Raw genomic sequence first — 20,285 nt, 5'->3', positions numbered from 1 at the left:
TTTATAATTGTGAGATAATAAATAAAATATATAAAGGAATTATATAAAATGGCTATAGCAAATTCGAGTAAAGTTGTGACCTTCCAAGCTAATAGAGAATTAGTAAATGATGCCATGGAAGTGTTAAAAGAACAAAATCTCTCTCTTTCATCGGCACTCAGATTATTTTTAAAGAATGTTGCCGTAACAAATGAAGTAGATTTACTGAGTGAAGAGGAATTAGAGAAGGAGTATTTGTTTAGGCAATTACAAGCAGAAGTTCAAGAAAGTTATGCCAAAATTGAGTCTGGAAATTACTTGACAGATGAGGATGTCGTGACACGCTATGAATTATAAAAGATATAGGATTTTGTATTCTCCTAGAGTGATTGATAGTCTGGACAAAATATATCAGTATATAGCGGAGGAAATTGGTTCTGTAGAGGCTGCGAGACGAAAAGTAGCCAGTATTAGAAAAGATATTAATCGTCTAGAAATTTTCCCCCAAGCTGGATTTGATGCCGATGAAAAATTTGGTAAGAAATTAGACTCTCGCTACCAAACGCGAGGATTGACCTTGAGTAAGGATTACATCGTATTATATACAATTGTTGAGGATACCGTCAGACTTGCTTATTTACTCCCTTCAAAAAGTGATTACATGAAATTATTTAAGACTAAATCAAGATACGACTAATTCATAATCTAGAAGAGGTGTGTTTGGTGATGAATAAAAATCCTAGTTTGACTCAGCCAAACTAGGATTTTCTTATACGTTTTTGTCTACGATAGCCATTGAGTTTTTTATTTTCCCAGTAACTATTAAAGATTTTTTCCTTACTTTCTCGATTGATTTCCAAAAAGTAGGCATAAATCAAATCGATAAAGAAGAGCATAGGAAGTTGAGCGGATATTCGTTGGATGTAGGATGACTGGCTGTGGGTGGCTACAAGAACAGTCTCTGTATAGGCCTGACTATCTTTATTGGGAACACTTGTAAAAAGTACAGTCTTTGCCCCCATCTCCTTAGCGTCTAATAGACTATCTAAAATAGAAGGGGTTGTGCCAGAAAGAGAGAAACCGAGTACGAGACAATTCTCATCCATAATACTGGTTGTCCAAGCAAAACCGTCTTGATCGGTTAAAGCCTCGCAGACCACACCTAGACGCATGAAGCGTAATTTCATTTCATGAGCTACTAGGCCAGAACTCCCTGTTCCGAAGAAGTAGACACGCTCAGCATCTTCGATTAACTGGGCAATTCTTTCTAGTTGGACTTCGTCAATCAAGTCCTGTGTTTGTTCCCGCATATTGCTATAGCTTCTGAGGACTCGTTTTGTCAGTGGACTGTGTTTGTGAGAATGGGTGTCTTGTTTCTCTGCTTGGTGTTGGTATTGGAAAATAAATTCTCGATAGCCTGTAAAACCACACTTTTTAGCAAAGCGGGTCAAAGCAGCTTGGGAGATATGTAATTTTTGAGTGACTTGCTGGGATGATAAATCATCTACAAGGGTTTCTGTTTGTAAAAAATAGCGAGCGATTTCTTGCTCTAAATCTGTCATTTCTTCGAAGTGGGAATCAATGATGGTTGCTATATCTGGTTTGTCCATAGGGAAGGCTCCTTTAAATGAGTCGTATTGGAAAAAGACTGGGTCATCGAACTTTTACATTTATTATATCATATAATATAGGGATGGATAAATAAAATCGTATTTTCCCGTAAAAAGGAAAAAAGCTTTTTCCTTTTCCATAATTTTCTTCTCAAATTGTGGTACAATGAAGAGTAAGATTTTAAATAGAAATGAGACTGATTTGTATGAGAAAATTTGATAGCCATTCGATTCCGATTCGGCTTAATTTATTGTTTTCAATTGTCATTTTGCTCTTTATGGCCATCATTGGTCGCCTGCTTTATATGCAGGTTTTGAACAAGGATTTTTATGAGACAAAATTAGCATCTGCTAGTAAAACAAAGGTGACCACTAGTTCGGCTCGGGGCGAAATTTATGATGCCAGCGGCAAGCCCTTAGTTGAAAATACTGTGAAACAAGTTGTTTCCTTTACTCGAAACAACAAAATGACGGCTGCAGATTTAAAAGAAACAGCCAAGAAGTTGCTGGCTTATGTGGGAGTTACTTCTCCAACATTGACTGATCGACAGTTGGCGGACTATTATCTAGCAGATCAAGATGTCTATAAGAAAGCAGTGGAAAGTTTACCACGTGAGAAGCGACTTGATTCTGATGGCAATCAATTATCTGAATCCGAGCTTTACAATAATACTGTTGAAAGTATCGATCCAAGTCAATTGACCTACTCGGATGACGAAAAGAAAGAAATTTATCTTTTTAGCCAACTCAATGCAGTTGGAAATTTTGCGACAGGGACCATTGCGACAGATTCCTTGACAGATACACAGATTGCCTTGATTGCTTCAGCTTCTAAGAATTTACCTGGGATCAGTATTTCAACTTCGTGGGATCGAAAGGTCCTAGAGACTTCTCTTTCGTCTATAGTAGGAAGTGTATCCAGTGAAAAAGCTGGTCTACCAGCTGAAGAAGCAGATGCTTATATCAAAAAGGGTTATTCTTTAAATGATCGTGTTGGGACTTCTTATCTAGAAAAACAATATGAAGAAACCTTGCAAGGAAAACGCTCAGTTAAGGAGATCCATCTAGATAAGTACGGTAACATGGAAAGTGTCGAAAATATCGAAGATGGTACCAAAGGGAATAATATTAAACTGACTATTGATTTGGCCTTTCAAGATAGCGTAGACAATCTGCTTAAGAGTTACTTCAATTCCGAACTGGGAAATGGAGGAGCCAAGTATTCAGAAGGTGTGTATGCAGTCGCCCTTAACCCAAAAACAGGTGCGGTTTTGTCTATGTCAGGGCTAAAACATGACTTGAAAACGGGAGATTTAACACCTGATTCCTTGGGAACAGTAACCAATGTCTTTGTCCCGGGTTCTGTTGTCAAGGCGGCGACCATCAGCTCTGGTTGGGAGAATGGAGTCTTATCAGGGAATCAGACCTTGACAGACCAACCGATTGTCTTCCAAGGTTCAGCTCCGATTAATTCTTGGTACACTCAGGCTTACGGTTCATTCCCGATTACAGCGGTGGAAGCCTTGGAGTATTCTTCTAATACCTATATGGTCCAAACGGCTTTGGGCATCATGGGTCAAACTTATCAACCTAATATGTTTGTTGGAACCAGCAATTTGGAATCCGCTATGGGGAAACTTCGTGCGACATTTGCGGAATATGGTCTTGGAGCCTCAACAGGCATTGACCTTCCAGATGAGTCAACTGGTTTTATACCAAAAGAGTATAATTTTGCTAATTACATTACCAATGCATTTGGTCAGTTTGATAACTACACCCCAATGCAATTGGCCCAGTACGTTGGAACTATTGCCAACAACGGTGTTCGGATTGCACCTCACATTGTCGAGGGGATTTATGGAAACAACGAACAAGGTGGCTTAGGGAACTTAATCCAATCTGTTGAAACCAAGGAAATGAATAAAATTAATATTTCTGAGTCTGATGTTTCCATCCTCCAACAAGGATTTTATCAAGTTTCTCACGGAGGGAGTGCTCTGACGACAGGTCGTGCCTTTTCAAATGGTGCAGCTGTATCCATTAGTGGTAAAACAGGTACTGCCGAAAGTTATGTTGAGGGTGGTCAAAAAGCTAACAATACCAATGCTGTGGCCTATGCACCATCAGATAATCCTCAAATCGCTGTAGCTGTTGTCTTCCCTCATAACACCAACCTTACAAATGGTGTCGGACCTTCCATTGCGCGCGATATTATCAACCTTTATAACCAACACCATCCAATGAATTAGAAAGGAACATATGCTTTATCCAACACCTATTGCTAAGCTAATTGACAGTTATTCGAAGTTACCGGGTATCGGGATTAAGACGGCTACCCGTCTGGCCTTCTATACTATTGGAATGTCTGATGACGATGTCAATGAATTTGCTAAAAATCTCCTTTCTGCTAAGAGAGAGCTGACCTACTGTTCTATTTGTGGACGTTTGACAGACGACGATCCTTGTTCTATCTGTACCGATCCGACTCGTGACCAGACAACGATTTTGGTGCTAGAGGATAGTCGTGATGTGGCGGCCATGGAAAATATCCAAGAATACCATGGACTCTATCATGTCCTGCATGGCCTCATTTCTCCTATGAATGGTATCAGTCCGGACGATATCAATCTCAAGAGCCTTATGACTCGTCTTATGGATAGTGAAGTTTCAGAGGTAATCGTAGCAACAAATGCTACAGCAGATGGTGAAGCGACATCCATGTATCTTTCACGTTTGCTCAAGCCAGCTGGTATCAAGGTTACGCGTCTAGCGCGAGGTCTCGCTGTCGGAGCGGATATTGAGTATGCGGACGAAGTGACACTCTTACGAGCCATTGAAAATCGAACAGAGTTGTAAGTCTAGACAAATTAACACACTCAATTCATTTAGACAAAAATTAAGGAGACCGACAGTTGTTTTATCGGTCTCTTTTTAGATTTATTGAAGACCAGTATCAGGTTCAAGTTTCAAAAAAGAAGCAAATATGATATACTAAAGAACGAGTATTCTATTAGAATTGGAACAAATAATATGAAACAAACGATTATTCTTTTATACGGTGGACGTAGTGCAGAGCGTGAAGTCTCTGTTCTTTCAGCTGAGAGTGTGATGCGTGCGGTCAACTACGACCGTTTCACAGTCAAGACTTTCTTCATCAGCCAGTCGGGTGATTTTATTAAAACGCAAGAATTTAGCCATACTCCAGGTCAAGAGGATCGTCTTATGACCAATGAAACCATTGATTGGGATAAGAAAGTTGCACCAAGTGCTATATACGAAGAGGGAGCAGTGGTCTTTCCAGTCCTTCATGGTCCGATGGGAGAGGATGGCTCAGTTCAAGGATTCTTGGAAGTTTTGAAAATGCCTTATGTTGGTTGTAACACATTGTCATCTAGTCTTGCCATGGATAAAATCACCACTAAGCGTGTCTTAGAATCTGTCGGGATTGCCCAAGTTCCTTATGTGGCCATTGTCGAAGGTGATGATATGACTGCTAAAATTGCTGAAGTTGAAGAAAAATTGACTTATCCAGTTTTCACAAAACCATCTAACATGGGTTCTAGTGTCGGTATTTCTAAGTCTGAAAATCAAGAGGAACTCCGGCAAGCTTTGGAGCTTGCCTTCCGATATGACAGCCGTGTCTTGGTAGAGCAAGGGGTGAATGCCCGTGAAATCGAGGTTGGTCTACTAGGCAACTACGATGTCAAAAGCACGCTTCCAGGAGAAGTTGTCAAGGATGTTGCCTTTTATGACTACGATGCCAAGTATATTGACAACAAGATTACCATGGATATCCCAGCTAAAATCAGTGATGATGTGGTAGCTGTCATGCGTCAAAATGCAGAAACTGCCTTCCGTGCCATTGGTGGCCTGGGTCTATCTCGTTGCGATTTCTTCTATACAGATAAGGGAGAGATTTTCCTCAACGAGCTCAATACCATGCCAGGATTCACCCAGTGGTCTATGTACCCACTACTTTGGGACAATATGGGAATCAGCTACCCAGAACTAATTGAGCGTTTGGTTGATCTTGCCAAGGAAAGTTTTGACAAGCGCGAAGCGCATTTGCTATAAAAATGAAAGAGAGGGTAGGAGCCAGAACCATCACTGTAAGGTGACTAGAGTTCTCGAGCTTCGACCCTTTTTAAAGGAGTAGAAATGAAATTAACAATCCATGAAGTGGCTCAAGTTGTAGGAGCTAAAAATGATATCAGCATCTTTGAGGACGCCCAGTTAGAAAAAGCTGAGTTTGACAGTCGTTTGATTGCGACAGGAGATTTATTTGTCCCCCTCAAAGGTGCGCGTGACGGTCATGACTTTATCGAAACAGCCTTTGAAAATGGTGCAGCAGTAACCTTGTCTGAGAAAGAGGTCGCAAATCATCCCTACATTCTAGTAGATGACGTATTGACTGCCTTTCAATTCCTAGCAGCCTACTATCTTGAAAAAACGACTGTTGATGTCTTTGCTGTCACAGGTTCAAATGGTAAGACAACGACCAAGGATATGTTAGCTCACTTGCTATCAACAACCTACAAAACTTACAAAACACAAGGTAACTACAATAATGAGATTGGCCTTCCCTACACAGTTCTCCATATGCCTGAAGGAACAGAAAAGTTGGTCTTGGAGATGGGACAGGATCACTTGGGAGATATTCATCTCTTGTCAGAATTGGCTCATCCAAAAACAGCCATCGTGACCTTGGTTGGAGAAGCCCATTTGGCCTTTTTCAAAGACCGTTCTGAAATTGCTAAAGGAAAAATGCAAATTGCAGACGGGATGTCTTCGAATTCCTTGCTTTTAGCGCCAGCTGACACTATTGTAGAGGACTACTTGCCAACTGATAAAAAGGTAGTTCGTTTTGGCCAAGGAGCAGAGTTGGAAATTACCGACTTGGTTGAGCGTAAGGATAGCTTGACCTTTAAGGCCAATTTCTTGGAGCAAGCCCTTGATTTGCCAGTGACTGGTAAGTACAATGCCACCAATGCTATGATTGCATCCTATGTTGCCCTGCAAGAAGGAGTTTCAGAGGAGCAAATTCGTCAGGCCTTCCAAAATCTTGAATTGACGCGTAACCGTACCGAGTGGAAGAAAGCGGCCAATGGAGCAGATATTCTGTCTGACGTATACAATGCCAATCCAACTGCTATGAAGCTGATTTTAGAGACTTTCTCTGCCATTCCAGCCAACGAAGGTGGCAAGAAAATCGCTGTCTTGGCGGACATGAAGGAACTTGGTGACCAGTCTATTCAACTCCATAATCAGATGATTTTGAGCCTTTCTCCAGATGTGCTTGATACAGTTATTTTCTATGGAGAAGACATTGCTGAATTAGCCCAATTGGCTAGTCAAATGTTCCCAATCGGCCACGTTTACTACTTCAAGAAAACAGAAAACCAAGACCAATTTGAAGACCTAGTTAAGCAGGTCAAAGAAAGCCTTGGAGTGCATGACCAAATCCTGCTCAAGGGCTCTAACTCTATGAATTTGGCCAAGTTGGTAGAAAGTTTAGAAAATGAAGCTAAGTGATTTTGTCAAACATTTACGTATTTCTAAATTCATTTTTCTTAAGTAGCATGGTATAATAAAATGCAGGAAAATTTTGAAACATGAGGAAGACTAGATGAATTTATGGGATATTTTCTTTACGACCCAAGCAACAGAGCCACCCAAATTTGACCTTTTTTGGTATGTCAGTATATTTACACTTTTAGCCTTAACTTTTTATACAGCCTATCGTTATCGTGAAAAGAAGGCTTATCAACGATTTTTCCAAATCTTGCAGGCAGTTCAGTTAATCCTTCTTTATGGATGGTACGGGGTTAATCATATGCCATTGTCAGAAAGCTTACCCTTTTACCATTGCCGTATGGCTATGTTTGTGGTGCTCTTGCTTCCTGGTCAGTCTAAATATAGGCAGTATTTTGCATTACTAGGAACATTTGGGACATTAGCTGCCTTTGTTTATCCAGTGCCAGATCCCTATCCTTTCCCACATATTGCCATTTTGTCCTTTATCTTTGGGCACTTAGCTCTCTTGGGGAACTCACTAGTTTATCTATTGAGACAGTATAACGCGCGATTGCTGGATGTGAAGGGAATTTTTCTCATGACCTTTGCACTAAATGCCTTGATTTTTGTGGTCAATTTAGTAACAGGTGGAGATTACGGATTCTTGACAAAACCACCATTGGTTGGAGACCATGGCTTAGTAGCTAATTATTTAATCGTTTCCCTGGCCTTATCAGCAGCGATTACGTTAACAAAGAAAATCTTGGAACTATTTTTAGAACAAGAAGCAGAAAAAATGATTGCAAAGAAAGCTTAGAAATGAGCTTTCTTTTTTTCATAAATCTGATTTTTTATAATTTGTTTGGAAAATAAAAAAAGCTAAGGAAAGAATGTGAAAAAATGGTAAGTAAATTTAGGAAAAACTAAGCACGATTGGATTTTTTGTGTTATAATATTCTGTGAATAGCTATGCCCTATTTTAGCTATATTGAATAGAAGTTTGAAACTTGGAAGAGAGAGGATGCGATGTAATGGCTAGAGATGGTTTTTTTACAGGCTTAGATATCGGAACTAATTCGATTAAAGTATTGGTTGCCGAGCATAGAAATGGTGAACTAAACGTAATTGGTGTAAGTAATGCCAAGAGTAAAGGTGTAAAGGATGGGATTATCGTTGATATTGAAGCAGCAGCAACTGCTATCAAGTCAGCTATTTCCCAAGCAGAAGAGAAAGCTGGCATTTCAATCAAATCAGTGAATGTTGGTTTGCCTGGAAATCTTTTGCAAGTAGAACCAACTCAAGGTATGATTCCAGTTACATCTGATACAAAAGAAATTACAGATCAAGATGTTGAAAATGTTGTTAAATCAGCCTTGACAAAGAGTATGACACCAGATCGTGAAGTCATTACGTTTATTCCAGAAGAATTTATCGTAGATGGTTTCCAAGGTATTCGTGACCCACGTGGTATGATGGGGGTTCGTCTTGAAATGCGTGGTTTGCTTTACACAGGTCCACGTACTATTCTTCACAATTTACGTAAGACAGTTGAGCGCTCAGGTGTTCAGGTTGAAAATATTATTATTTCACCATTGGCTTTGGTTCGTTCAGTCTTGAACGAAGGAGAGCGTGAATTTGGAGCTACTGTGATTGATATGGGAGCAGGTCAAACAACTGTTGCTACAATCCGTAACCAAGAACTCCAGTTTACAAATATTCTTCAAGAAGGTGGAGATTATGTCACAAAAGATATCTCTAAAGTCTTGAAGACTTCACAAAAACTAGCTGAAGGATTGAAATTGAACTATGGTGAAGCCTACCCTTCGCTTGCAAGCAATGAAACCTTCCAAGTTGAAGTGATTGGTGAAGTAGAACCTGTAGAAGTTACAGAAAGCTACCTAGCAGAGATTATTTCAGCCCGCATTAAGCACATTTTTGAACAAATCAAACAAGAGTTGGAAAGAAGACATTTGTTGGATCTTCCAGGTGGGATTGTTCTGATTGGTGGAAATGCTATTTTACCAGGTATTGTAGAACTTGCACAGGAAGTCTTTGGTGTTGGTGTCAAACTTTACGTTCCAAATCAAGTTGGAATCCGTAATCCTGCCTTCGCTCATGTGATTAGCTTGTCTGAATTTGCTGGTCAATTGACTGAGGTGCATTTGTTAGCACAACGAGCAGTCAAGGGTGAAGATACTTTGCGTCACCAACCAATTAATTTCGGTGGGATGATTCAACGTGTTACGCAGGTAGCACAACCTACCCCTATTCAACCAGTTCAAAATACTGAGGTTGAGCAATCAGCTTCTACAAACGTAGTTGCTCCGAAAGAAGATAAAGTATCTTCTCAAAATAAACCAAAAATCGCAGATCGCTTCCGTGGTTTAATTGGAAGTATGTTTGATGAATAAAAGAGGAAAAATAAACTATGACATTTTCATTTGATACAGCGGCTGCTCAAGGTGCAGTGATTAAAGTAATCGGTGTTGGTGGAGGTGGCGGAAACGCCATTAACCGCATGGTTGACGAAGGTGTTGCAGGCGTAGAATTTATCGCAGCAAACACAGATGTACAAGCTTTGAGTAGTACAAAAGCTGAGACTGTAATTCAGTTAGGTCCTAAATTGACTCGTGGTTTGGGTGCTGGTGGTCGACCTGAAATCGGTCAAAAGGCAGCCGAAGAAAGCGAAGAAGCCTTGACTCAAGCTATTACTGGAGCAGACATGGTCTTCATTACTGCAGGTATGGGAGGTGGCTCAGGTACTGGTGCTGCTCCTGTTATTGCCCGCATTGCTAAAGATTTAGGTGCTCTTACAGTTGGTGTTGTGACACGTCCTTTCGGTTTCGAAGGAAGCAAACGTGGTCAGTACGCTGTAGAAGGAATCAATCAGCTTCGCGAACATGTAGATACTCTATTGATTATTTCAAACAACAACTTGCTTGAAATTGTTGATAAGAAAACTCCACTTCTTGAAGCTCTTAGCGAAGCAGATAACGTACTTCGCCAAGGTGTTCAAGGAATTACGGACTTGATCACAAATCCTGGTTTGATTAACCTTGACTTTGCCGATGTGAAAACAGTTATGGCAAATAAAGGAAACGCCCTAATGGGTATCGGTATCGGCAGTGGTGAAGAACGTGTGGTAGAAGCAGCTCGTAAGGCAATCTACTCACCACTTCTTGAAACAACTATTGATGGTGCTGAGGATGTCATCGTCAACGTTACTGGTGGTCTCGACTTGACTTTGATTGAGGCAGAAGAAGCTTCAGAAATTGTCAACCAAGCAGCTGGTCAAGGAGTGAACATCTGGCTCGGAACATCTATCGATGAAAACATGAAAGATGAAATTCGTGTGACAGTCGTTGCAACTGGTGTTCGTCAAGATCGTGTTGAAAAAGTTGTGGGCCATGCACCAAGACAAACTGTTCGTCATGAACAAGTAAGCCCAAGTCATGCACACAATCATAATCGTCAGTTTGATATGGCTGAAACTGCAGAAATTCCAAGTCCAGCGCCTCGTCGCACAGAAACTTCTCAAACTTCAGCATTTGGTGATTGGGACTTGCGTCGTGAGACAATTGTTCGACCAACTGATTCAGTGGTATCACCAGTTGAACGTTTCGAAGCGCCATCTTTACACGATGAGGATGAATTAGACACTCCTCCATTTTTCAAAAATCGTTAAGTAAATGAATTTGAAAGAAAATACAGAACGTGTTTTTCAACAAATAAAAGATGCAAGTCAGCAGGCAGGAAGAGAAGCTAATTCTGTTTCGGTTGTTGCTGTTACAAAATATGTAGACGTACCGACAGCGGAGGCCTTGCTTCCGCTAGGTGTGCATCATATTGGTGAAAATCGTGTAGATAAATTTCTTGAGAAATATGAAGCTTTAAAAGATAGAAATATTACCTGGCATTTGATTGGAACTTTGCAAAGACGCAAGGTCAAAGATGTCATTCAGTATGTTGATTATTTTCACGCTTTGGATTCATTAAAGCTAGCAAAGGAAATTCAAAAAAGAAGTGACCGAGTTGTTAAGTGTTTCTTACAAGTAAATATCTCAAGGGAAGAGAGCAAACATGGTTTTTCAAGGGAAGAACTATTGGAGCTCTTACCAGAATTGGCCACCTTAGATAAAATTGAATATGTCGGCTTGATGACCATGGCTCCTTTTGAAGCTAGTAGTGATGAGTTGAAAGAAATTTTTAAAGCTACGCAGGATTTGCAACTAGAAATTAGAGAAAAACAAATTCCCAATATGCCAATGACGGACTTGAGTATGGGTATGAGTCGTGACTACAAGGAAGCGATTGAATTTGGCTCAACATTTGTCAGAATTGGTACAGCATTTTTTAAATAGGAAAGAAATATGTCTTTAAAAGATAGATTTGATAAATTTATAGATTATTTTACAGAAGATGGAGAAGATGTTGGTACTGCATATCAGCCTAAAGCTGAAGAGCCGATTGTGACTCCAGTCCCTTCTGTTCAAGAGTTGCCTCAGCAAGCTGGTAGCACGCCATCTAAAGATAAAAACATCACTCGTCTTCATGCCCGTCAACAAGAGTTGGCTATGCAAAGTCAACGTTCTACTGATAAGGTGACAATTGATGTTCGTTATCCACGTAAATACGAAGATGCCACAGATATTGTTGATTTATTAGCTGGTAACGAAAGTATTTTGATTGATTTTCAATATATGACAGAAGTTCAAGCTCGTCGTTGTTTGGACTATCTGGATGGGGCGCGTCACGTTTTAGCTGGTAACATGAAAAAGGTAGCATCTACTATGTACCTGCTGACACCAGTTGATGTTGTCGTCAATATTGAAGATATCAAAATTCCAGATGAATCACAAAATGGTGAATTTGGCTTTGATATGAAACGTACGAGAGTAAGATAATGATCTTTCTCATTCGTTTTGTTCAAAATGCAGTGGATATCTATTCACTGATTTTAATCGTGTTTGCTCTGATGTCTTGGTTTCCCAATGCTTATGAATCACGTCTTGGACGCTTGATTATTAGTTTAGTGAAACCGATAATAGCTCCCTTGCAACGTTTACCCCTCCAGATTGCAGGTCTTGACTTGTCTGTCTGGATTGCGGTATTACTAGTTCACTTCCTAGGGGAGCAGTTGATCCGACTTTTAGTGATCTTTCTATGAACAAGATGATTTATCAACACTTTTCTAAGAATGATTCGTCTTTTATTGATAAGGGAGTAGAATGGATAAAAAAGGTAGAAGATTCTTATTCTCCTTTTTTAACACCCTTTGTAAATCCCCATCAAGAAAAGATTTTAAAGGTTCTAGCATCAACCAACGGCATCTCCTACATGAGCAGTCGGCAGTTTCTTGAAACTGAATATGTACGGGTAATCCTGTATCCTGATTATTTTGAGCCGGAATTCTCTGATTTTGAACTATCCTTGCAAGAAATTGTCTACCCTAATAAGTTTGAACGCTTAACGCATGCAAAAATATTAGGGACTGTTTTAAACAAGCTGGGAATTGATAGGAAGCTATTTGGTGATATCTTAGTCAACGAAGAGAGAGCACAGATTATCATTAATCGACAGTTTATGCTCCTTTTTCAAGACGGCATTACGAAAATTGCTCGTTTACCGGTTCGTCTAGAAGAACGGGATTTTACTGAGAAAATTGCTACAGTAGAAGATTATCAAGAATTAGATATTTGTATTTCTAGTTCTAGATTAGATGTTTTTCTGGCAGGTGTCTTCAAGCTGTCTAGAAATCAGGCAAGTCAGTTAATTGAAAAACAGGCAGTCCAAGTGAATTACCATTTAGTTGAAAAATCAGATTATGCAGTTCAAGTTGGTGATTTGATTAGTGTTAGGAAATTTGGTCGATTGAAACTCGTTAGAGATAATGGGCAAACAAAAAAAGATAAAAAGAAATTAACGGTCCAATTGTTATTAAGTAAGTGAGGAAAAATATGCCAATTACATCGTTAGAAATCAAAGATAAAACCTTTAGCACACGCTTTAGAGGGTTCGATCAAGAAGAAGTAGATGAATTTTTAGATATTGTAGTCCGTGATTATGAAGATTTGGTTCGCTCTAATCATGATAAGGATTTACATATTAAGAGTTTGGAAGAGCGTTTGTCTTACTTTGATGAGATGAAAGATTCATTGAGTCAATCTGTATTGATTGCACAGGATACAGCTGAGCGAGTAAAACATGCTGCAACTGAACGTGCAAATAATATTATCCACCAAGCAGAGCAAGATGCACAACGCTTGCTGGAAGAAGCTAAGTACAAGGCAAATGAAATTCTTCGTCAAGCAACTGACAATGCTAAGAAGGTTGCTGTTGAAACAGAAGAATTGAAGAACAAGAGTCGTGTCTTCCATCAACGTCTTAAATCTACAATTGAGAGCCAGTTAGCAATTGTTGAATCTTCAGATTGGGAAGATATTCTTCGCCCAACAGCTACTTATCTTCAGACAAGTGATGAGGCCTTCAAAGAAGTGGTCAGCGAAGTCTTAGGTGACTCTGTCTTGCAACAACATCCAGAGGAAGAACCAATTGATATTACTCGCCAGTTTTCTCCCGAGGAAATGGCTGAGTTGCAAGCGCGTATCGAAGCGGCTAATAAGGAACTTGCAGAAGCCGAAGCAAGAGCTGAGCAAGAACAAGTGGTTTCACCAGCTCCGGTTGTTGAAGAAAGTCCAGCTCATCCAGTTGGTCCAATGTATGAAGAGCCAGAAGTAGCTCCAAGCCATTATTCAGGACCAACACCAGCTACTGAAGCTGTAAACTCAGAACCAGGTTTTGCGGCACCGCAAGAATCTGTTACAATTTTATAAGAAATAATCTGAGAACAATATCTTATCCTTATATTTCCAGCGAGCAGGAGATGGTGTGAGTCCTGCATTCCCTAACGATAAGATTATCCTCTCAAAAACTCAAGTCTGAATGAAGTAAGATTTGACGTTCCCCACGTTACGGGATAAGAGGGAGAAAGACTAAATCTTTTTCCGAATAAAGGTGGTACCACGATTTTCGTCCTTTTTGGCAGTCGTGGTTTTTAATTTGTTATTATTTATAAAGGAGATACCATGAAACTCAAAGATACCCTTAACCTTGGGAAAACAGCTTTCCCAATGCGTGCAGGCCTTCCTACCAAAGAGCCAGTTTGGCAAAAGGAATGGGAAGATGCAAAACTTTACCAACGTCGTCAAGAATTGAACCAAGGAAAACCTCATTTCACCTTGCATGATGGTCCTCCATACGCGAACGGAAATATTCACGTTGGACACGCTATGAACAAGATTTCAAAAGATATCATTGTTCGTTCTAAGTCTATGTCAGGATTTTATGCTCCTTATATTCCAGGTTGGGATACACATGGTCTGCCAATCGAGCAAGTTTTGGCAAAACAAGGTATCAAACGCAAAGAAATGGACTTGGTTGAGTACTTGAAACTTTGCCGTGAATACGCTCTTTCTCAAGTAGATAAACAACGCGAAGACTTCAAACGTTTGGGTGTTTCTGGTGACTGGGAAAATCCATATGTGACTTTGACTCCTGACTATGAAGCAGCTCAAATCCGTGTATTTGGTGAGATGGCTAATAAAGGTTACATCTACCGTGGTGCTAAACCAGTTTACTGGTCTTGGTCATCTGAGTCGGCTCTTGCTGAAGCAGAGATTGAATACCATGATTTGGTTTCAACTTCCCTTTACTATGGCAACAAGGTAAAAGATGGCAAAGGTGTTCTAGATACAGATACTTATATCGTAGTCTGGACAACTACTCCATTCACCATCACAGCTTCTCGTGGTTTGACTGTTGGTGCAGATATTGATTACGTCTTGGTTCAACCTGCTGGTGAAACTCGTAAGTTTGTCGTTGCTGCAGAATTATTGACTAGCTTGTCTGAGAAATTTGGTTGGGCTGATGTTCAAGTGTTGGCAACTTACCGTGGTCAAGAACTCAACCACATCGTAACAGAACACCCATGGGATACAGCTGTAGATGAGTTGGTTATCCTTGGTGACCACGTTACCACTGACTCTGGTACTGGTATTGTCCATACAGCCCCTGGTTTTGGTGAGGATGACTACAATGTTGGTATTGCTAATGGTCTTGAAGTCGCAGTGACTGTTGACGAACGTGGTATCATGATGGCTAATGCTGGTCCTGAGTTTGAAGGTCAATTCTATGAAAAGGTAGTTCCAACTGTTATTGAAAAACTTGGTAACCTCCTTCTTGCCCAAGAAGAAATCTCTCACTCATACCCATTTGACTGGCGTACCAAGAAACCAATCATCTGGCGTGCAGTTCCACAATGGTTTGCCTCAGTTTCTAAATTCCGCCAAGAAATCTTGGATGAAATTGAAAAAGTGAAATTCCACTCAGAATGGGGTAAAGTCCGTCTTTACAATATGATTCGTGACCGTGGCGACTGGGTTATCTCTCGTCAACGTGCTTGGGGTGTTCCACTTCCTATCTTCTATGCTGAAGACGGTACAGCGATTATGACTGCTGAAACTATTGAACACGTAGCTCAACTCTTTGAGGAACATGGTTCAAGCATTTGGTGGGAACGTGATGCTAAGGACCTCTTGCCAGAAGGATTTACTCATCCAGGTTCATTAAATGGTGAGTTCAAGAAAGAAACAGATATCATGGACGTTTGGTTTGACTCAGGTTCATCATGGAATGGAGTTGTAGTAAACCGTCCTGAGTTGACTTACCCAGCAGACCTTTACCTAGAAGGTTCTGACCAATACCGTGGTTGGTTCAACTCATCACTCATCACATCTGTTGCCAACCATGGCGTAGCACCTTACAAACAAATTCTGTCACAAGGTTTTGCCCTTGATGGTAAAGGTGAGAAGATGTCTAAATCTCTTGGAAATACCATTGCTCCAAGTGATGTTGAAAAACAATTTGGTGCAGAAATCTTGCGTCTTTGGGTAACAAGTGTAGACTCAAGCAACGACGTGCGTATCTCTATGGATATCTTGAGCCAAGTCTCTGAAACTTACCGTAAGATCCGTAACACTCTTCGTTTCTTGATTGCCAATACCTCTGATTTTAACCCAGCTCAAGATTCAGTAGCTTACGATGAGCTTCGTTCAGTTGATAAGTACATGACGATTCGCTTTAATCAGCTTGTCAAGACCATTCGTGATGCTTATGCAAACTTTGAATTCTTGACAATCTACAAGGCCTTGGTGAACTTTATCAACGTTGACTTGTCAGCCTTCTACCTTGATTTTGCTAAAGATGTTGTTTACATCGAAGGTGCCAAATCACTGGAACGCCGTCAAATGCAGACTGTCTTCTATGACATTCTTGTGAAAATCACCAAACTCTTGACACCAATTCTTCCTCACACAGCAGAGGAAATTTGGTCATATCTTGAGTTTGAAGCAGAAGACTTCGTTCAATTGTCAGAATTGCCAGAAGCAGAAACTTTTGCTAACCAAGAGGAAATCTTGGGCACATGGGCAGCCTTCATGGACTTCCGTGGACAAGCTCAAAAAGCCTTGGAAGAAGCGCGTAATGCAAAAGTTATCGGTAAATCACTTGAAGCACACTTGACAGTTTATCCAAACGAAATTGTGAAAACTCTACTCGAAGCAGTAAACAGCAATGTAGCTCAACTTTTGATTGTATCTGACTTGACCATCGCAGAAGGACCAGCTCCAGAAGCTGCCGTTAGCTTCGAAGATGTAGCCTTCACAGTAGAACGCGCTGCAGGTGATGTATGTGACCGTTGCCGTCGTATCGACCCAACAACAGCAGAACGCAGCTACCACGCAGTTATCTGTGACCACTGTGCAAGCATCGTAGAAGAAAACTTCGCGGACGCAGTCGCAGAAGGATTTGAAGAGAAATAGGGTTGTTGTATGATACTAAGAAGGAAAAGGATTGCCAAACAGTCCTTTCCTTTTTGGTTTTGACTAGCTTTTTTGTGAAAAATTGTGTAAAATAGAATAGATAAACGAGGGAAAACCTCGGAAAATTTAAAGGAGAATCCATCTAATGGTAAAATTGGTTTTTGCTCGCCACGGTGAGTCTGAATGGAACAAAGCTAACCTTTTCACTGGTTGGGCTGATGTTGATTTGTCTGAAAAAGGTACACAACAAGCGATTGACGCTGGTAAATTGATCAAAGAAGCTGGTATCGAATTTGACCAAGCTTATACTTCAGTATTGAAACGTGCGATTAAAACAACTAACTTGGCTCTTGAAGCTTCTGACCAATTGTGGGTTCCAGTTGAAAAATCATGGCGTTTGAACGAACGTCACTACGGTGGTTTGACTGGTAAAAACAAAGCTGAAGCTGCTGAACAATTTGGTGATGAGCAAGTTCACATCTGGCGTCGTTCATACGATGTATTGCCTCCAAACATGGATCGTGATGATGAGCACTCAGCTCACACAGACCGTCGTTACGCTTCACTTGACGATTCAGTTATTCCAGATGCTGAAAACTTGAAAGTGACTTTGGAACGTGCCCTTCCATTCTGGGAAGATAAAATCGCTCCAGCTCTTAAAGATGGTAAAAACGTATTCGTAGGAGCTCACGGTAACTCAATCCGTGCCCTTGTAAAACACATCAAAGGTTTGTCAGACGACGAAATCATGGACGTGGAAATCCCTAACTTCCCACCATTGGTATTCGAATTCGACGAAAAATTGAACGTAGTTTCTGAATACTACCTTGGAAAATAAAAATTGTAAGTCTAGAATTGATTTCTAGGCTTTTTATGTTAGTATGGTAGTATGATAAGGAATAAAAAACAAGATTATGTATTGGCCTACAAGCAACCAGCGTCAACGACATATAAGGGTTGGGAAGAAGAGGCCTTACCGATAGGCAATGGTTCTTTAGGAGCAAAAGTATTTGGCCTTATAGGGGCTGAGCGGATTCAATTCAATGAAAAAAGTCTCTGGTCTGGTGGTCCACTTCCTGCTAGTTCAGATTATCAGGGTGGAAATCTTCAGGATCAGCATAACTTTTTAGCTGAGATTCGGCGGGCTTTGGAAAAGAGAGATTACAATCGGGCTAAGGAACTGGCTGAACAGCACCTAGTTGGGCCCCAAACGAGTCAATATGGGACCTATCTGTCCTTTGGAGATATTCATATTGAGTTCAGTCAGCAAGGTACGACTTTGTCTCAGGTGACGGATTACCAGAGACAGCTGAATATCAGTAAGGCGCTTGCGACGACTTCTTATGTCTATAAGGGAACGAAATTTGAACGTGAAGCTTTTGCGAGTTTTCCAGATGATCTCTTAGTTCAGCGCTTTACTAAGGAAGGGGCGGAAACTCTAGATTTTACTATAGAACTGTCGCTAAGTCGTGATTTGGCTTCTGATGGAAAGTATGAGCAGGAGAAATCTGATTACAAGGAATGCAAGTTGGATATTACTGATTCTTATATCTTGATGAAGGGAAGAGTTAAGGACAATGACCTGCAGTTTGCTAGCTGTTTATCTTGGGAAACAGATGGGGATATTAGAGTTTGGTCAGATAAGGTTCAGATATCAGGAGCCAGTTATACCAATCTCTTCTTGGCGGCTAAGACGGATTTTGCCCAAAATTCTGCTAGCAATTATCGCAAGAAACTAGATTTAGAGCAACAGGTAAAAGACTTGGTGGAGATAGCTAAAGAAAAGGGCTATACCCAATTGAAATCAAGGCATATTGAGGACTACCAAGCATTATTCCAGCGTGTTCAATTGGATTTGGAAGCTGATGTTGACGTATCCACTACAGATGATTTGCTAAAAAATTATAAGCCACAAGAGGGGCATGCTTTGGAGGAATTGTTCTTCCAGTATGGACGGTATTTATTGATTAGTTCTTCTAGAGATTGCTCAGATGCTCTACCAGCTAACCTACAGGGAGTCTGGAATGCGGTCGATAATCCTCCTTGGAATTCGGACTATCACCTGAATATCAATCTGCAGATGAATTATTGGCCAGCCTATGTTACTAATCTTCTAGAGACGGCTTTTCCAGTCATCAACTATATCGATGATTTGCGTGTCTATGGTCGTCTAGCGGCTGCAAGGTATGCAGGAATCGTCTCTCAGGAAGGGGAGGAGAATGGTTGGTTGGTTCATACTCAAGCGACTCCTTTTGGCTGGACGGCACCTGGTTGGGATTACTATTGGGGTTGGTCACCAGCTGCCAATGCATGGATGATGCAAACCGTTTATGAAGCCTATACATTTTACAGGGACCAAGACTATCTCAGGGATAAAATTTATCCCATGTTGAGGGAAACGGTTCGTTTTTGGAATGATTTTTTACATGAGGATAGGCAGGCGCAGCGTTGGGTGTCTTCTCCGTCTTATTCTCCAGAACATGGGCCGATTTCGATTGGCAATACCTATGACCAATCTCTGATTTGGCAGTTATTTCATGATTTTATTCAGGCTGCTCAGGAATTGGGACTGGATGAGGCTTTGTTGACTGAGGTCAAGGAGAAGTTTGACTTGCTTAATCCTCTTCAAATCACTCAATCTGGTCGAATCAGGGAGTGGTATGAGGAGGAAGAGCAGTATTTTCAAAATGAGAAAGTGGAGACCCAGCATCGGCACGCTTCCCATCTAGTGGGACTCTATCCAGGCAATCTCTTTAGCTATAAGGGACAAGAGTATCTTGAAGCGGCGCGTGCTAGCCTCAATGATCGTGGAGATGGTGGCACAGGCTGGTCCAAGGCTAATAAGATCAATCTCTGGGCGCGTCTAGGAGATGGCAATCGAGCCCATAAATTATTAGCAGAGCAATTAAAGTCATCGACCTTGTCAAATCTTTGGTGTAGCCACCCTCCTTTTCAGATAGATGGCAATTTTGGTGCTAGCAGTGGAATGGCAGAAATGTTACTCCAGTCTCATACAGATCATCTGGTGCCTCTAGCTGCCCTACCTGATGCTTGGTCAAGAGGTTCTGTTTCAGGCTTAATGACACGTGGACATTTTGAAGTTAGCATGAGTTGGGCAGATAAAAAACTCTTACAGTTGACCATTTTATCAAGGAGTGGGGGAAATTTGCGAGTTTCTTATCCAGATATTGAGAAGAGTGTGATTAAAATGAATCAAGAAAAAGCAGAAGTGAAATGCATGGGGAAAGATTGTATTTCGGTGGCAACAGCAGAAGGTGATCTGGTTCAATTTTATTTTTAAGAA

The 20,285-nt window shown here is 40.7% G+C and carries 18 protein-coding genes; 17 read left to right on the top strand and 1 reads right to left on the bottom strand.

Features of this window, described 5'->3' with window-relative positions; translation table 11 throughout:
- Positions 1-48 precede the first annotated feature (48 nt).
- Positions 49-336, top strand: coding sequence for a type II toxin-antitoxin system RelB/ParD family antitoxin (gene relB, locus JQ843_RS08835; RefSeq protein WP_203213430.1), 288 nt, complete (start codon positions 49-51; stop codon positions 334-336).
- Positions 326-676 carry a type II toxin-antitoxin system RelE/ParE family toxin gene (locus JQ843_RS08830; protein ID WP_203213429.1) on the top strand — a complete coding sequence of 117 codons (351 nt, stop codon included), beginning with the start codon at positions 326-328 and terminating at the stop codon, positions 674-676. The genes relB and JQ843_RS08830 overlap by 11 nt, the downstream gene beginning before the upstream one ends.
- A gap of 61 nt (positions 677-737) precedes the next feature.
- Here the strand turns inward: JQ843_RS08830 and JQ843_RS08825 are convergent, their stop codons facing one another.
- Complete coding sequence (locus tag JQ843_RS08825) at positions 738-1,589, bottom strand: MurR/RpiR family transcriptional regulator (protein WP_203213428.1); 852 nt, start codon at positions 1,587-1,589, stop codon at positions 738-740.
- Between the two features lie 191 nt (positions 1,590-1,780).
- On the opposite strand from JQ843_RS08825, the gene pbp2b reads away from it, so the two are divergent.
- From pbp2b to JQ843_RS08750, 15 genes are all read left to right on the top strand, one after another.
- A complete protein-coding gene (pbp2b, locus tag JQ843_RS08820) occupies positions 1,781-3,838 on the top strand; it encodes a penicillin-binding protein PBP2B (RefSeq protein WP_203213427.1) in 2,058 nt (685 codons plus the stop codon).
- 10 nt (positions 3,839-3,848) lie between these two features.
- Entirely contained in the window at positions 3,849-4,445 is a 597-nt protein-coding gene (gene recR, locus JQ843_RS08815) for a recombination mediator RecR (protein WP_000966754.1), read from the top strand.
- Positions 4,446-4,619: 174 nt separating this feature from the next.
- On the top strand, positions 4,620-5,663 hold the full coding sequence (locus tag JQ843_RS08810) for a D-alanine--D-alanine ligase (protein WP_203213426.1): 1,044 nt from the start codon (positions 4,620-4,622) through the stop codon (positions 5,661-5,663).
- Between the two features lie 84 nt (positions 5,664-5,747).
- A complete protein-coding gene (locus JQ843_RS08805) occupies positions 5,748-7,121 on the top strand; it encodes a UDP-N-acetylmuramoyl-tripeptide--D-alanyl-D-alanine ligase (protein WP_203213425.1) in 1,374 nt (457 codons plus the stop codon).
- A gap of 94 nt (positions 7,122-7,215) precedes the next feature.
- Positions 7,216-7,920, top strand: a complete 705-nt coding sequence (locus tag JQ843_RS08800) for a YwaF family protein (RefSeq protein WP_049551303.1) — start codon at positions 7,216-7,218, stop codon at positions 7,918-7,920.
- Between the two features lie 214 nt (positions 7,921-8,134).
- Positions 8,135-9,514 (top strand): cell division protein FtsA, encoded by a 1,380-nt coding sequence (gene ftsA / locus JQ843_RS08795; RefSeq protein WP_000090252.1) that lies wholly within the window; start codon positions 8,135-8,137, stop codon positions 9,512-9,514.
- 17 nt (positions 9,515-9,531) lie between these two features.
- Complete coding sequence (ftsZ, locus tag JQ843_RS08790) at positions 9,532-10,788, top strand: cell division protein FtsZ (protein WP_203213424.1); 1,257 nt, start codon at positions 9,532-9,534, stop codon at positions 10,786-10,788.
- Positions 10,789-10,792: 4 nt separating this feature from the next.
- Positions 10,793-11,464: a YggS family pyridoxal phosphate-dependent enzyme gene (locus JQ843_RS08785; protein WP_203213423.1), complete on the top strand. Its 672-nt coding sequence runs from the start codon at positions 10,793-10,795 to the stop codon at positions 11,462-11,464.
- Between the two features lie 9 nt (positions 11,465-11,473).
- On the top strand, positions 11,474-12,007 hold the full coding sequence (locus JQ843_RS08780) for a cell division protein SepF (protein WP_000053356.1): 534 nt from the start codon (positions 11,474-11,476) through the stop codon (positions 12,005-12,007).
- Entirely contained in the window at positions 12,007-12,270 is a 264-nt protein-coding gene (locus tag JQ843_RS08775) for a YggT family protein (protein ID WP_004257761.1), read from the top strand. The genes JQ843_RS08780 and JQ843_RS08775 overlap by 1 nt, the downstream gene beginning before the upstream one ends.
- Positions 12,267-13,052, top strand: a complete 786-nt coding sequence (locus JQ843_RS08770; protein WP_203213422.1) for a YlmH family RNA-binding protein — start codon at positions 12,267-12,269, stop codon at positions 13,050-13,052. The genes JQ843_RS08775 and JQ843_RS08770 overlap by 4 nt, the downstream gene beginning before the upstream one ends.
- Positions 13,053-13,060: 8 nt before the next feature.
- Positions 13,061-13,936, top strand: a complete 876-nt coding sequence (locus JQ843_RS08765; RefSeq protein ID WP_338014959.1) for a DivIVA domain-containing protein — start codon at positions 13,061-13,063, stop codon at positions 13,934-13,936.
- A 252-nt stretch (positions 13,937-14,188) separates the two neighbouring features.
- The gene (gene ileS / locus JQ843_RS08760; RefSeq protein WP_203213421.1) at positions 14,189-16,981 is read left to right on the top strand and encodes an isoleucine--tRNA ligase; all 2,793 of its coding nucleotides are present in this window, start codon (positions 14,189-14,191) and stop codon (positions 16,979-16,981) included.
- A 145-nt stretch (positions 16,982-17,126) separates the two neighbouring features.
- Positions 17,127-17,819 carry a phosphoglycerate mutase gene (locus JQ843_RS08755; RefSeq protein WP_000240129.1) on the top strand — a complete coding sequence of 231 codons (693 nt, stop codon included), beginning with the start codon at positions 17,127-17,129 and terminating at the stop codon, positions 17,817-17,819.
- A 51-nt stretch (positions 17,820-17,870) separates the two neighbouring features.
- A complete protein-coding gene (locus tag JQ843_RS08750; protein ID WP_203213420.1) occupies positions 17,871-20,282 on the top strand; it encodes a glycoside hydrolase family 95 protein in 2,412 nt (803 codons plus the stop codon).
- The last annotated feature ends 3 nt before the right edge of the window (positions 20,283-20,285 follow it).

Origin of the sequence: Streptococcus mitis, from assembly GCF_905187495.1 — a bacterium.
GTDB lineage: Bacteria > Bacillota > Bacilli > Lactobacillales > Streptococcaceae > Streptococcus > Streptococcus mitis_CU.
Note: the sequence above shows the minus strand (reverse complement) of the source record. Positions and strands in the feature narration are given on the sequence as shown.

Coding starts and splice junctions, on each gene's coding strand:
- JQ843_RS08810 (WP_203213426.1), top strand. CDS start 4,620: ATGAAACAAACGATTATTCTTTTATACGGTGGACGTAGTGCAGAGCGT.
- JQ843_RS08755 (WP_000240129.1), top strand. CDS start 17,127: ATGGTAAAATTGGTTTTTGCTCGCCACGGTGAGTCTGAATGGAACAAA.
- ftsZ (WP_203213424.1), top strand. CDS start 9,532: ATGACATTTTCATTTGATACAGCGGCTGCTCAAGGTGCAGTGATTAAA.
- pbp2b (WP_203213427.1), top strand. CDS start 1,781: ATGAGACTGATTTGTATGAGAAAATTTGATAGCCATTCGATTCCGATT.
- JQ843_RS08750 (WP_203213420.1), top strand. CDS start 17,871: ATGATAAGGAATAAAAAACAAGATTATGTATTGGCCTACAAGCAACCA.
- JQ843_RS08780 (WP_000053356.1), top strand. CDS start 11,474: ATGTCTTTAAAAGATAGATTTGATAAATTTATAGATTATTTTACAGAA.
- recR (WP_000966754.1), top strand. CDS start 3,849: ATGCTTTATCCAACACCTATTGCTAAGCTAATTGACAGTTATTCGAAG.
- JQ843_RS08770 (WP_203213422.1), top strand. CDS start 12,267: ATGAACAAGATGATTTATCAACACTTTTCTAAGAATGATTCGTCTTTT.
- JQ843_RS08785 (WP_203213423.1), top strand. CDS start 10,793: ATGAATTTGAAAGAAAATACAGAACGTGTTTTTCAACAAATAAAAGAT.
- JQ843_RS08775 (WP_004257761.1), top strand. CDS start 12,007: ATGATCTTTCTCATTCGTTTTGTTCAAAATGCAGTGGATATCTATTCA.
- JQ843_RS08825 (WP_203213428.1), bottom strand. CDS start 1,589: ATGGACAAACCAGATATAGCAACCATCATTGATTCCCACTTCGAAGAA.
- relB (WP_203213430.1), top strand. CDS start 49: ATGGCTATAGCAAATTCGAGTAAAGTTGTGACCTTCCAAGCTAATAGA.
- ftsA (WP_000090252.1), top strand. CDS start 8,135: ATGGCTAGAGATGGTTTTTTTACAGGCTTAGATATCGGAACTAATTCG.
- JQ843_RS08805 (WP_203213425.1), top strand. CDS start 5,748: ATGAAATTAACAATCCATGAAGTGGCTCAAGTTGTAGGAGCTAAAAAT.
- JQ843_RS08800 (WP_049551303.1), top strand. CDS start 7,216: ATGAATTTATGGGATATTTTCTTTACGACCCAAGCAACAGAGCCACCC.
- JQ843_RS08765 (WP_338014959.1), top strand. CDS start 13,061: ATGCCAATTACATCGTTAGAAATCAAAGATAAAACCTTTAGCACACGC.
- ileS (WP_203213421.1), top strand. CDS start 14,189: ATGAAACTCAAAGATACCCTTAACCTTGGGAAAACAGCTTTCCCAATG.
- JQ843_RS08830 (WP_203213429.1), top strand. CDS start 326: ATGAATTATAAAAGATATAGGATTTTGTATTCTCCTAGAGTGATTGAT.